The 12,524-nt window shown below is 73.4% G+C and carries 9 protein-coding genes and 1 riboswitch; of the genes, 6 read left to right on the plus strand and 3 right to left on the minus strand.

Annotation, left to right across the window (positions count from 1 at the left end; genetic code table 11):
• Positions 1-73 precede the first annotated feature (73 nt).
• Complete coding sequence (locus HNR12_RS25105) at positions 74-1,621, minus strand: polysaccharide deacetylase family protein (protein ID WP_308118406.1); 1,548 nt, start codon at positions 1,619-1,621, stop codon at positions 74-76.
• 434 nt (positions 1,622-2,055) lie between these two features.
• A riboswitch (cobalamin riboswitch) is annotated at positions 2,056-2,280 on the plus strand.
• A gap of 138 nt (positions 2,281-2,418) precedes the next feature.
• Between HNR12_RS25105 and metE the strand changes: the two genes are divergently transcribed.
• Entirely contained in the window at positions 2,419-4,713 is a 2,295-nt protein-coding gene (gene metE / locus HNR12_RS25110) for a 5-methyltetrahydropteroyltriglutamate--homocysteine S-methyltransferase (RefSeq protein ID WP_179769860.1), read from the plus strand.
• Between the two features lie 119 nt (positions 4,714-4,832).
• On the opposite strand, the gene HNR12_RS25115 is transcribed toward metE, so the two are convergent.
• The gene (locus tag HNR12_RS25115; protein WP_179769861.1) at positions 4,833-5,906 is read right to left on the minus strand and encodes a DUF3558 family protein; all 1,074 of its coding nucleotides are present in this window, start codon (positions 5,904-5,906) and stop codon (positions 4,833-4,835) included.
• 473 nt (positions 5,907-6,379) lie between these two features.
• Between HNR12_RS25115 and HNR12_RS25120 the strand changes: the two genes are divergently transcribed.
• A complete protein-coding gene (locus tag HNR12_RS25120; protein WP_179769862.1) occupies positions 6,380-6,541 on the plus strand; it encodes a hypothetical protein in 162 nt (53 codons plus the stop codon).
• Between the two features lie 50 nt (positions 6,542-6,591).
• On the opposite strand, the gene HNR12_RS25125 is transcribed toward HNR12_RS25120, so the two are convergent.
• Positions 6,592-7,605: a coiled-coil domain-containing protein gene (locus HNR12_RS25125; RefSeq protein ID WP_179769863.1), complete on the minus strand. Its 1,014-nt coding sequence runs from the start codon at positions 7,603-7,605 to the stop codon at positions 6,592-6,594.
• A gap of 681 nt (positions 7,606-8,286) precedes the next feature.
• Here HNR12_RS25125 and HNR12_RS25130 point away from each other — a divergent pair.
• The 4 genes from HNR12_RS25130 to HNR12_RS25145 all read left to right on the plus strand — a co-directional run bounded on the left by HNR12_RS25130 (position 8,287) and on the right by HNR12_RS25145 (position 12,413).
• Positions 8,287-9,240, plus strand: coding sequence for a methionine ABC transporter ATP-binding protein (locus tag HNR12_RS25130; RefSeq protein ID WP_179770902.1), 954 nt, complete (start codon positions 8,287-8,289; stop codon positions 9,238-9,240).
• The gene (locus tag HNR12_RS25135) at positions 9,237-9,920 is read left to right on the plus strand and encodes a methionine ABC transporter permease (RefSeq protein WP_179769864.1); all 684 of its coding nucleotides are present in this window, start codon (positions 9,237-9,239) and stop codon (positions 9,918-9,920) included. Before HNR12_RS25130 ends, HNR12_RS25135 begins: the two co-directional genes overlap by 4 nt.
• 71 nt (positions 9,921-9,991) lie before the next feature.
• Positions 9,992-10,855, plus strand: a complete 864-nt coding sequence (locus HNR12_RS25140) for a MetQ/NlpA family ABC transporter substrate-binding protein (RefSeq protein WP_179769865.1) — start codon at positions 9,992-9,994, stop codon at positions 10,853-10,855.
• A gap of 307 nt (positions 10,856-11,162) precedes the next feature.
• Positions 11,163-12,413 (plus strand): extracellular solute-binding protein, encoded by a 1,251-nt coding sequence (locus HNR12_RS25145; RefSeq protein ID WP_179769866.1) that lies wholly within the window; start codon positions 11,163-11,165, stop codon positions 12,411-12,413.
• Positions 12,414-12,524 lie beyond the last annotated feature (111 nt).

Genomic DNA, 12,524 nt, shown 5'->3' on the forward strand with positions numbered 1-12,524 from the left:
ACCCCGCCGCGTGTCGCGCGCGCCACATGCGCCCCGACCCGGAGGATTTGCGAACGCCCTGGTCAGCGCCTGGTCAGTCGCTGGGCGACGGCGACTCCTCCGGTTCGGGGTGGCCGTCGATGTAGGAGCGGCCCGGTTCGGTCTCGCCGAGCAGTTGCGACACCGTGACCATGGTGTAACCCTTCTCGTCGAGCCGCTTGAGGATGTCGGGCACGGCGTCGATGGTGGTGTCGTGGATGTCGTGCATCAGCACGATGGACCCCGGGCGCGCGTCCTCCACCGCCCGGTCCGCCACCAGGCCGGGGTTGTGGTCGCGCCAGTCGTTGGTGTCGATGCTCCACAGGATCTGCGCCTGGCCCAGCCGCTCGGTGACCTCGTCGACCTGGCCGTCGGTGGCGCCGTAGGGCGGGCGCATCAGGTCCATGGTGTAGCCGGTCTCCCGGCGCACCAGCTCGTTGACCGTGGACAGCTCCTCGTCGATCTCGTCCTTGCCCACCGAGGTGAGGTCGGGGTGGTGGACCGTGTGGTTGGCGACCTCGTGGCCCTCGGCGTACTCCCGCCGCACGACGTCGGGGTGCTCGCGCACCGGGCCGCCGGTGACGAAGAACGTCGCCCGCGCGTCGTACTCGGCCAGCGCGTCCAGCAGTTCGGGCGTGCGCGCGCCCGGGCCGTCGTCGAACGTCAGCGCGATGCACTTGGACTCGGGGTCGGAGCAGTCGACCTCGGAGTCGGCGGCGGCCATCACGCCGGGCACCCCGCCCTCGGGCGGGCCGTCCTTGGGCGCGTTGGCCGCGCGGCCGATCCGGAACTCCGGCGTGACCACCACGGCGGCCGACCGCGCCCGCTCGCCGAACTCCGACAGCAGCGGCTCGGCGTCCTCGCGGGGCACCACCGCGTGCACCCGCCCGTCCTTGACCGGCGCGATCTGGCCCTCGTCGAACTCCACCACGAGGTCGCCGTCGGGGTTGAACCCGATAGAGTCGTAGAGCCGGGCGATGGGGTGCAGCGTGGAGACGTCCACCCCGTCCTCGTCCTTCAGCCGCTTCTTGACCTGCGCGTCGAGCCGGTCGAGCTGGCGCTGGCCGCCCAGCAGCTCGGTGGAGTAGGCCGTGTGGCCGGACTCGGTGTCGTACCAGTAGGTGGAGTAGCCGGTGCGCTCGCCCTCGCCGTCCTTCTCGCGCTGGGTCAGCCGGACCGCCATGACGCCCGGCCCGGCCACGCTCAGCTGCCAGTCGACGGTGTAGGACTTCGGGTCGTCGGCCGCGCCGGCGAAGTCGGCGGCGTCCTGCTCGGTGATCTCGGCCAGCCGCTCGGCGAACGGCCCGGCGTTGCGGACCGTGGGGTAGGCGACGTCGATCTCCACCCCGCCGTCCTTGCTCGCCGTGCGCTCCTCCGACAGCCCGGGCACGTGCTTGGTGTCGACCACCGTCAGTTCGTCGGCCTCGCCCGTGGCCGGCGTCGGCTCGGGCGCCTCGTCCCCCGAGGTCGGCCGCGCCTCATCGCCCGAGCAGGCGGTCAGGGCGAGCAGCGACAGCACGGCGGCGCCCGCGGCCGCGCGCAGGGCCGGTCCTGGGCGGGCGGCGCGCCGGCGCCGGTCAGAGGTCAACGGTTGCGGGCGCACGGGCTGGTTCCTCAATGGGTGAGCGTCCTTCGCGGTCCTGGGTTCAAGTGCCGGTGACTCTGTCGCCCCTGACAACCGGGCGAGTTCCGCGATTGATATATCAATTCGGACACGGTCCATCGGTCGAGCGTAAAAGGCGAAAAGCCAGGACAGGCAACAGAGAGCGTCATGATGCGGGCAACTACGGCAAGGTTTGTTCATCCCACGCGAATCGGTCGCGGGCCGGGGAGCGGCTGAGCACCCGGGCGCGCCGTGGGCCGGCGCCCCGCCGGGCGCCCGCGGGCGTCATGACAGCCGCGCCCATCCTGCCAGCCGCGGCCCGGCTGCGCACGCCGAGCCGTGCGTGTCGCGGGGCCGACCGCGCGAATCCGCGCGCCGGCCGGCGCGTTGGGCACCGCCCGCACCGCGCCCCGGGGCGGCGCGAGGGCCGCGCCTATACTGGCGCTCGCGGTCGGTACACGCGCGCCCGGCGTGCGTGTCGTAAGAGGGAACCCGGTGCGAATCCGGGACTGCCCCGCAGCGGTAAGCGGGAACGAAAGCCGTCATCGGCACTGGGCGCCGCAGGCGCCTGGGAAGCGACGGCCGGTAGGAGGACGCGGCCAGGATCGGCCGCCTCCGCGCCCGCGAGTCCGAAGACCTGCCACCGCCCGTGGCCGCGCCCCGCGCCCACGGCTGGGTCCGTGCGCCCCGAGGGAGGGCCAGGGCGGTGCGTCGGCGTGCCCGTGCGCGCCCTCCCCCTCCCCTCGGGACGCCAGCGGTCCCGCAGGCTGATCGACGAGGGAGAGAACACGCCGACCATGACCACCACCGCCGTCCACGGCTACCCCCGTATCGGGCCCGACCGCGAGCTGAAGAAGGCGAGCGAGGCCTACTGGGCCGGGCGCATCGGCGCCGCCGACCTCGACGCCGCGGCCGCCCGGCTGCGCCGCGGCGTCTGGGAGACCCTGCGCGACGCCGGCGTCACCGCCGTCTGCTCCAACACCTTCTCCTACTACGACCACGTGCTCGACCACGCCGTGCTGTTCGACCTGGTCCCCGAGCGGTTCCGCCCCCTGGTGGACGCCGCCGGCGACCGCGACGCCGAACTGCGCGCCTACTTCGCCATGGCCCGGGGCACCGACCACCTCGCGCCCATGGAGATGACCAAGTGGTTCGACACCAACTACCACTACCTGGTCCCCGAGCTGTCGCCGGCCACCCGGCCGCGCCTGGCCGGCCGCAAGCCGCTGGCCGAGTACACCCAGGCGCGCGGCCTGGGAATCCCCACCCGCCCGGTGCTGGTGGGCCCGCTCACCCTCCTGCTGCTGGCCAAGCCCGCCCCCGGCGCCCCCGCCGGCTGGCGGCCCCTGGAGCTGCTGGACGAGCTGGTGGAGTGCTACGCCGAACTGCTGGGCCTGCTGCGGGCGGCCGGCGCGGCGTCGGTGCAGCTGGACGAGCCGGTGCTGGCCACCGACGAGGGCCGCGCCGAGACCGCCGCGCTGGAGCGCGCCTACACGCGCCTGGGCGGCCTGGCGAAGCGCCCCGGCCTGGTGGTGTCCACCTACTTCGGCGCCGTGGGACCGGCCGTCCTGGAGGCGCTCAAGCGCACCCCGGTCGAGGCGGTGGGCCTGGACCTGGTCAGCGGCCCGGAGTCGGTCGAGGACCTGGCCCGGGTGTCGGGGCTGGGCGGCAAGACGCTCGTGGCCGGGGTGGTCGACGGCCGCAACGTGTGGCGCTGCGACCTGCCGCGCGCCCTGGCCGCGCTGGGCTCCCTGCTCGGGCTGGCGCGCGAGGTCGAGGTGAGCACCTCCTGCTCGCTGCTGCACGTGCCCATCGACCTGGCCGCCGAGCCCGGCCTGGACCCCGCGCTGCGCGAGCGCCTGGCGTTCGCCCGGCAGAAGGTGGACGAGGTCGTGCTGCTGGGCCGGGCGCTGTCGGAGGGCGACGCCGAGGCCGCGGCCCGGCTGGAGGCCGCCCGCGCGCCCCGGCCCGCCCCGGCGGTCGACGCGCGGGTGCGCGCCCGCCTGGACGCCTTGGGGGAGTCGGCCGAGCGCGCCGGCGAGCAGCGGCGCGGCGCGCCCGGACGCGAGCCGCTGCTGCCCACCACCACCATCGGGTCCTTCCCGCAGACCCCCGAGGTGCGGCGGGCGCGGGCCGACCACCGGGCCGGGCGGATCGACGACGCCGAGTACACCCGGCTGATGCGCGCCGAGATCGACCGGGTGATCGCGCTCCAGGAGGACATCGGCCTGGACGTGCTGGTGCACGGCGAACCCGAGCGCAACGACATGGTGCAGTACTTCGCCGAGCGGCTCGACGGGTTCGCCACCACGACCAACGGCTGGGTGCAGTCCTACGGGTCGCGCTGCGTGCGCCCGCCCATCCTGCACGGCGACGTCGCGCGGCCCGCGCCGATGACGGTGGGGTGGACCACCTACGCCCAGTCGCGCACCGCCAAGCCGGTCAAGGGCATGCTGACCGGCCCGGTCACCATGCTGGCGTGGTCGTTTGTGCGCGACGACCAGCCGCTGGGCGACACCGCCCGCCAGGTGGCGCTGGCGCTGCGCGACGAGATCGCCGACCTGGAGCGCGCGGGCATCCGGCACATCCAGGTGGACGAGGCGGCGCTGCGCGAGCTGCTGCCGCTGCGCGAGGAGCGCCGCGCCGACTACCTGGCGTGGGCCGTGGGCGCGTTCCGCCTGGCCACCTCCGGGGTGGCGGCGGGCACCCGCATCCACACCCACATGTGCTATTCGGAGTTCGGCCGCATCGTGGGGGCGATCGAGGCGCTGGACGCCGACGTCACCAGCGTCGAGGCGGCGCGCTCGCACATGGAGCTGGTGGGCGACCTGGCGGCGGCCGGCTACCGGCGGGGGATCGGCCCGGGCGTCTACGACATCCACTCACCGCGCGTGCCCTCGGTGGAGGAGATCGAGGCGGCGCTGCGGGCCGCGCTGCGGGCGGTGCCGCCCGAGCGGCTGTGGGTCAACCCCGACTGCGGCCTGAAGACCCGCTCCTACGCCGAGGTGGAGCCGAGCCTGCGCAACATGGTGGCGGCCGCGCGGCGGGTCCGCGCCGACCTGGCGGGCACGGCGTCCGGGGCGGCCGGCTGACGCGCTGAGCGGGGCGCCGTCCGGGGCGGCCGGCCCCGGACGGCCCCGCACAGCACAGCGGGGGCGCGGCCCGCGGCCGCGCCCCCGCGCCCGACGCCCGTGGTGTGCGGGCGGCGGGCTCAGCCGCCGACCGGGCCCAGGGCCTCCTCGCCGAGCTGGTGCATCATGTCCTCGACGTCGGAGAACTCCAGCGGAGGCGGCGTGTCCTCCGAGGCGCTGAGGCCCGGGGACAGCGAGTAGCGGATCTCGATGTTCATGTTCTCCTTGCGGATGAGCATCGTCGCCACCGAGTCCTGCGTGGTGAGGATGACCTCCGTGGAGAAGACCAGCTTGGCCTCGTCGCCGAGGTCCACGTCCTCCTCGTTGTGGACTTCCAGCTCGCTGAAGCTGCCGCTCTCGTCGGTGACGTAGTCCAGGTTGGTCTGGAACTCCTCCTTGGCGCCCTCGACGGAGTCCGAACCCGCGTAAGGGGTCTGGTAGGTCAGCGTGACGCCGCCGTAGGTCTCGCCCTCGCCGTCGACGTACCAGTTGCAGGACGAGGAGGAGTCGGTGAGGCTCTTGCTGCCGTCCTCGATGCCGTACTGCGACAGCGTGCCGTCGGAGATCGCGCTGCAGGGGTCCTCGGGCAGAGCGTAGGGCGGACCGCCCGCGGCCGGCTCGGTGGACTCCTCGGGCGGGGCGTCGGTGGTCTGCTCCTGGGAGGGCGCCGTGGAGGGGTCGGGCACCGGCGGCGGGTCCTCGGGGTTGCGCAGCAGCACCACGAGCACCGCGATCACCAGGGCGACGATGACCACGCCGCCGCCGATGACCACGAACAGCCCGGCGTTGCTCTTCTTGGGGGGCTGCTGGTAGCCGCCGGAGTCCATGGGGCCGGGGCCGTAGGGGGGCTGGCCGCCTCCAGAGAACATCTGCTGGTCGGCCGGCTGCTGGAACTGCGGTCCGCCCTGCGGGCCGTAGCCGGGACCGTAGCCCCCCTGGCCGGCTCCGGGGTCGCCGCCGTAGGGCCCCTGGGGGCCCTGCGGGCCCTGGGGCGACGGGTAGGGGCCGCTCCCGTAGGGCTGGCCGGGGTAGGGGGCACCCTGTTCGGGACCGGGCTGGCCGTAGTTGCCGCCGTAGGGCGGCTGCTGCCCGCCGGTTCCGCCCTCGCCTTCCGGATACTGCGGAGGCTGTGTGTAGGGTCCGTTGTCGCTCATGACTCCCCTCGCGCCAGCTTTGCTTTAAACGCATTGTGAGACGCGCGTCGGCGCGCTTCCGGTTCCACCTGCCGCACACGATCCGCCGGGGGCGCCCGCGGGCGTTGCCGCGCTCCGCCGCACGGTGGCGCGGCGGCGCGGGCGGAACGTGACGTGACGACCCGCCCCTGGGGCGCGGGCGGCACCGCGCAAGCGGTGCGGGGCCGAGCGGGGGCAGGACGTTCGCATCCTAGCCACCGAGTGTGCCCCGCGAGGCCCCATGAACGGGACGAAAGGGCGAAGATCGTCACCGATTCGTGGTGGGAACGGGTTGTTCCGTTTCCCTGCGGGAATCCGCGGGCGGCGGCGATCGTTGCGCGATCGCAACCGGCGGACCGCCGCCGCGCGGGGGCGGCGGCTACGGTGGACGGCGACCCCTCCACCCGGTGTCCGCGCACCCGCCTCCGCGGGCCCGCGCGGTGGGAAGGCCGGCGATGAGCCCCACCGACCCCGCACCGCCGGACGACCCCGGCCCGCCCCGGCAGCGCCACGGGATCTTGGCCTGGACCGTCTTCGTCGCCGCGATCGCGGCGGTGCTGACCCTGATCACCGGCTGCCTGTCGGTGCTCTACGGCCCGCTGATCACCGGGGGCTGACAGCGCGGCCCGCAGCCGCGCCCGGCCGGGCCGGGCGGAGCCAAGAACCCCTAGAACATCGAGATGTGCACGTGGTCGAAGTGGTTCTCGGTGATGCTGCCGCGGTCGGACATGTCGCGCCAGCCCTCGTCGCCGCGGCGGACGTCCCAGATCTGCTGGCGGTAGATGATGTACATGATCCCCAGCCGCTCGGCGTTGTCCTGCGCCCACTTTGAGATGGCGTAGCCGCGGTCGATCTGGTCCTGTGAGGGCATCTCGCCGTTGGCGTTGAGCATGAAGTCGCAGGCGCGGCCCTTGGGGTGCTCGCCCACCACCCAGCCGCCCACGGGGCGGTAGCAGCCCACGCCGCCGGTCTCGGGGCTCTCGCCGAACTCCTCGATCACCAGCTCGCGCATCTGCTCGGTGCGCGGGGTGAGGTTGTAGGGGCCGCCCATCTCCTGGGCCGGGTAGTCGGCGATCAGCTCCTGCACCTCCGAGCGCCGGCTCTCCAGCTCCTCCAGGTCCTCCTCGGCGGCCTCCAGCTTCTCCTCGGCGTTGTCGCGCGCCTTCTCATCGCGCTCGATGGCCTGCTGGAGCCGGTCGATCTTGTCCTGGTTGGTGTTTGAGAGGTGGCCCACCAACTGGGCCTGGTCGAGGATCGACTGGGGGTCGTCCTCGACGAACATCGCCATGGCGGGGTCGATGCCGCCGTTGGCGTAGCTGGCCGCGGCGAGCTCGCGCACCTGCTCCCGGGCGTCGTCGACCTCCTCGCGGGTGGCGTCGGCGCGCTCCTCGGCGGCCTCGGCCGCCTCGATGACGCCCTCCATGTCGCGCAGCTCGCCCCGGTACTCCTCGCTCAGGGCGTCGGAGCGCTCGCGCAGCTCCTCCAGGCTCTCCACGGGCAGCGGCGCGGCCTGGCTCGCGGGAGAGGACGCCAGCCCTCCGGCCAGCACGCACGCCGCCAGGACGGCGGAGGCGGGCCGGCGGGGGCGGCCGGCGCGCACGGCGGGGTCGCGCGGGCACGGGGGGTCGGGGGCCCAGAAGTCGGCGAAGTCGCGCGCGCGGTCGGATCGGTCGGGTTCCACGAGGGTTCGCTCCTCGGCTGGCGCGCGGACCCGGGCGGAGCAGGGGGCCGCGCGCTGGGGTCGGTTGCTCGGGCCGGCCGCGGCGGTCGAAGGCGCGGGCACGGGCGAGCACCCGCGGGACGTGCGGGCGCGGGCCTCAGCAGGGTAGGGCACCGCACCGGGTTTGCCAATCGATCGGCCGCCCTTGGGCCGCCTCTGGATTCTACGGAAGCCCCGCCCCGCCCGGAGGTGCGGACGCGCCCGGTGGGGCGGGCGCGCCCGGTGGGGCGGGCGCGGCGCGCGGCGGCACCGGGCGCGGTGGGGCTTTTGTGGCGAACCTAACGCCCTGACCTCGCGCTGCGGCGTGGCATTTGGGCGGTCCTGTGGTTAGCTGGAGGACGTGCCCACGACAGACCGCCGCGACGTTGACCCCGGCCGCCGACCCGTAGTCGGCGGCGCGTGTCGGCGCTGTCGAATGCGCGGGCACTGTACCGGCTGAGGACCCCCTCCACCGTCTTCGCCCCCTTCCGCGATCCGGCGCCCCGGCCCCTCGGCCGCGCGCGACCGCCGGGTCCGCTCGCCGCGCCCCCGCCCGGACGCGTGCCCCACCGTTCCCCCGATGTCCCCTGACGTCCCATCATCCCGCCCGCGCACAGCCGTGCGCGCGGTGCGACAACGACGAGGAATCCCGTGATTGAGGCTGTGGGCCTGCACAAGGTCTACCGATTGAAGGGACGCGAGGTGCGCGCGCTCGACGGCGTGGACCTGCGCGTCGAGCAGGGCGAGGTCTACGGCGTCGTCGGCCAGAGCGGCGCCGGCAAGAGCACCCTGCTGCGCTGCGTCAACCTCCTGGAGCGCCCCACGTCGGGCACCGTCACGGTGGACGGCACCGAGCTGACCGCGCTGCGCGGCCCCCGGCTGCGCGCCGCGCGCCGCGGCATCGGCATGGTGCACCAGCACTTCGCGCTGCTGTCCTCGCGCACGGTCGCCGGCAACGTCGCCTTCCCGCTGGAGGTCGCCGGCATGGCCCGCGCCGAGCGGCGCCGCCGGGTGGGCGAGCTGCTGGAGCTGGTGGGGCTCTCGGACAAGGCCCGCGCCTACCCCGCCCAGCTCTCCGGCGGGCAGAAGCAGCGCGTGGGGATCGCCCGCGCGCTGGCGTCCAACCCCACCGTGCTGCTCAGCGACGAGGCGACCTCGGCGCTGGACCCCGCCACCACGGAGTCGATCCTCGACCTGCTGCGGGGGCTCAACCGCGAGCTGGGCCTGACCATCCTGCTGATCACCCACGAGATGGACGTGATCAAGCGGGTGTGCGACTCCGCGGCGATCCTCACCGGCGGGGCCGTGGAGGAGTCGGGCCGGGTCATCGACCTCATCGGGCGCCCGGGCTCGCTGCTGGCGCGCTCGCTGTTCCCCCTGCCCGCCACCGACCACCCCGACGCCGTGCACATCACCTACACCCGCTCCTACGACGAGCCGCTGATGTCGGAGCTGACCCGGCGCTACGACGTGGACGTCAACGTCCTGGGCGGGGCGATCGAGGAGGTGTCGGGCCACGCGGTGGGCCGGCTGGCCGTGCAGGTCAGCGGCGACCGCCGGGCCGACGCCCTGGCCTGGCTGAACGGAAAGGGACTGCTCGTGGAGGCCGCGCGATGACGGCTCTGATCGACGAGATCGTGCACCGGTGGCCCGAGATGGCCCCCCAGCTGTGGCTGGGCACGCTCGACACGGTGTACATGGTGGTGTGGTCGGCGCTGTTCGCGGTCCTGGGCGGCCTGCCCCTGGGCGTGCTGCTGGTGACCACCGACCGCGGCGGGCTCACCCCGGCGCCCGCGCTGCGCGCGGTGCTCAGCGCCGTCGTCAACGTGGGCCGCTCCCTGCCCTTCATCGTCCTCATGGTCGCGGTGCTGTCGCTGACCCGCCTGCTCACCGGCACCACGCTGGGTCCCACGGCCGCGATCGTGCCGCTGAGCATCGGCGCGATCCCGTTCTTCGCCCGGCTGGTGGAGACCGCCGTGCGCGAGGTCGACCGCAGCGTGGTCGAGGCCGCGCACGCCATGGGCGCGGGCAAGCCGACCATCGTGGCCAAGGTGCTGCTGCCCGAGGCCCTGCCCGGCCTGGTCGCCGGCCTGGTCATGACCCTGGTGACGCTGGTGTCCTACTCGGCCATGGCCGGCGCCATCGGCGGCGGCGGACTGGGCGACATCGCCATCCGCGAGGGCTACCAGCGCTTCGACGACCTCTACCTGTGGGCCACGGTCGTGCTGCTCGTGATCGTGGTGCAGGCCGCCCAGTCCCTGGGCGACCTGGTGATCCGCCGGATCTCCCACCGCTAGCCGGCCCCTTTCGACCGCCCCCCGCCGTCCCCGGTGCCGACCCGGCACCCCGTCCCCATTGAGAAGGAACCATGAACAGCGAGCTGCGAAAGATCTCCGGAGTGCTGGGCGCCGCCGCCCTGGCCGTGGGGCTGAGCGCGTGCGGGAGCCCCAGCGAGCAGGCGGCCGAGGAGGACTCCGGCGGCGGCGACCGCACCACGCTGCGCGTGGGCGCCACGCCGGTGCCCCACGCCGAGGTGCTGCGCTTCGTGCAGGAGGAGTTGGCCGCCGACGCCGGGCTGAACATCCAGATCGTGGAGTTCACCGACTACAACCAGCCCAACGCGGCGCTGGCCGAGGGCGAGATCGACGCCAACTACTTCCAGACCAAGCCGTTCCTGGCCGACTACGAGAACGGCAACCCCGACGCCGACCTGACCTGGGTCTCCGACATCCACCTGGAGGCGTTCGGGCTGTACTCGGAGTCGCTGGAGGAGGTCGGCGACATCGAGCGGGGCGCCGAGATCGCGGTGCCCAGCGACGCCTCCAACATGGGACGCGCGCTGAACCTGCTCGACGCCGAAGGCGTCATCACCCTGGCCGAGGGCGCGGGGGAGACCGCCGGCGAGGGCGACATCGAGGAGAACCCCAAGGACGTCGAGCTGGTCCCGGTGGACGCCGCCCAGCTGCCGCGCTCGCTGGCCGACGTCGACGCCGCCGTCGTCAACGGCAACTTCGCCCTGGAGGCGGGGCTGGCGGAGTCCGCCAACGCGCTCGCCTGGGAGGAGACCGAGGGCAGCCCCTACGGCAACGGCCTGGTGGTGCCCGCGGGTCAGGAGGATGACGAGAACATTGCCAAGCTCGACGAGCTGCTGCACAGCGAGGACGTCCGCGCCTTCATGGAGGAGGAGTGGAACGGCGTTGTGCTGCCCCTGGAGGGCGGCGGCGAGTCCTGATGCCGCTTCGCGTTTAGGGGTTACGTCAACGCAGGTCAGGGGCTTACTCTTGCGGGGTGCCGGCGCGGTCGCGCCGGCACCCCGCCGTGTTTTGCGCCGGGTCGGCGCCTGCGGCGGGAGGGGCCCTGCGGGTAACGGTTGAATTTCGTCAGTGTGTCCGGGCATTGACTGCGGCGGGTGATGGGGCTTGTCTTGTGGGAGCGCTCCCAAGAAGGGGGTACGGGGACGCGGTCAACAGGTATTCCTCGTGACGTAAGGGGTCGCAACCATGTGGAAGCGTAGGCGCGGTGCCAGAGTGGCCGCCGCGATGCTGGGTGGCGGAGCGGTGCTTCTGGCCACCGCGTGCGGCGGAGGCGGCGGCGAAGAGGACGGCGAGATCACCCTCGTCCTCGACACGTTCGGCGTGATGGGCTACGACGCTCTCATCGAGCAGTACGAAGAAGAGCACCCCAACATCACGATCGAGGAGCGCAACGTCACCGACCTCGCGAACTACACGCCGCAGCTGCAGCAGAACATCGCGGCGGGCAGCGGCGCGGGCGACGTGGTCGCCATCGAAGAGGCCAACATCGCCCAGTTCCTCGCCCAGCCCGACCAGTTCGTGGACCTCAACGACCACGGGGGCGCCGAGCTGGAGGACAACTTCCTCGGCTGGAAGTGGGAGCAGGGCCACGCGGCCGACGGCCAGCTCATCGGCCTGGGCACCGACATCGGCAGTATGGGCATGTGCTACAACGTCCCGCTCTTCGAGGACGCGGGCCTGCCCACCGAGCCCGACGAGGTAAGCGAGCTGTGGCCGACCTGGGAGGACTTCATCTCCACGGGCGAGGAGTTCACCGAGGCCGACACCGGCGCCTCCTTCGTCTCGACCATCCAGCCCTACTTCCGCTCCGTGGTCGCCCAGCAGGGCGGTGAGCCCTTCCAGAACCGCGAGGGCGACCTGGTCGTGGAGCAGAGCGACACCACCCGCGAGGCCTTCGACACGGTGACCGCCATGGCCGACGCCGGCCTGTCGGCCAGCCTGCCGATCTGGTCGGAGGAGTGGAACGCCGGCATCCAGAACAACGCGTTCGCGACCCTGCCCTGCCCCGCCTGGATGCTCGGCCACATCGAGAGCACCGCCGGCGAGGAGGGCGAGGGCCAGTGGAACGTCGCCGACGTCCCCGGTGAGGGCGGCAACTGGGGCGGCTCCTTCCTCGCGGTCCCCGCGCAGAGCGAGCACCCCGAGGAGGCCGCCGAGCTGGCCAAGTTCCTGACCAGCCCCGAGGGCCAGCTCAGCGCCTGGGAGGAGGCCAACGTGCTGCCGTCCTCGCCCGAGGCGCTGGAGAGCGCGGAGGTCACCGGGTTCACCCGCCCCTACTTCAACGACGCCCCGGTCGGCGAGATCTACAGCGCCACCGCCCTGGAGCTGGAGCCGGTCTACTTCGGACCGGACATGCAGGCCATCGACGACGCGTTCCGCCAGGCGCTCGAATCGGTCGAGCAGGGCCAGGCCGAGCCCGATGAGGGCTGGGACAACGCGGTCGAGGAGTCCCAGCGCGCCACCGGCGAACGCTAGCCCGTCCCGGCACGGCGGCCCGGCCTCTCCCCTCCGGTGGTGAGCACGCGTGCTCACCACCAGGCCGGGCCGCCTTTCTCGCTGACATCGCCCATGCACACCAAGACATCT

The sequence above is a fragment of the Streptomonospora nanhaiensis genome, from assembly GCF_013410565.1.
Taxonomy (GTDB): domain Bacteria; phylum Actinomycetota; class Actinomycetes; order Streptosporangiales; family Streptosporangiaceae; genus Streptomonospora; species Streptomonospora nanhaiensis.

What these genes read in the sequence shown, in the direction of transcription:
- HNR12_RS25120 (WP_179769862.1), top strand. Translation starts at nt 6,380, where the DNA reads ATGAGCCCCACCGACCCCGCACCGCCGGACGACCCCGGCCCGCCCCGG.
- metE (WP_179769860.1), top strand. Translation starts at nt 2,419, where the DNA reads ATGACCACCACCGCCGTCCACGGCTACCCCCGTATCGGGCCCGACCGC.
- HNR12_RS25135 (WP_179769864.1), top strand. Translation starts at nt 9,237, where the DNA reads ATGACGGCTCTGATCGACGAGATCGTGCACCGGTGGCCCGAGATGGCC.
- HNR12_RS25115 (WP_179769861.1), bottom strand. Translation starts at nt 5,906, where the DNA reads ATGAGCGACAACGGACCCTACACACAGCCTCCGCAGTATCCGGAAGGC.
- HNR12_RS25140 (WP_179769865.1), top strand. Translation starts at nt 9,992, where the DNA reads ATGAACAGCGAGCTGCGAAAGATCTCCGGAGTGCTGGGCGCCGCCGCC.
- HNR12_RS25145 (WP_179769866.1), top strand. Translation starts at nt 11,163, where the DNA reads ATGCTGGGTGGCGGAGCGGTGCTTCTGGCCACCGCGTGCGGCGGAGGC.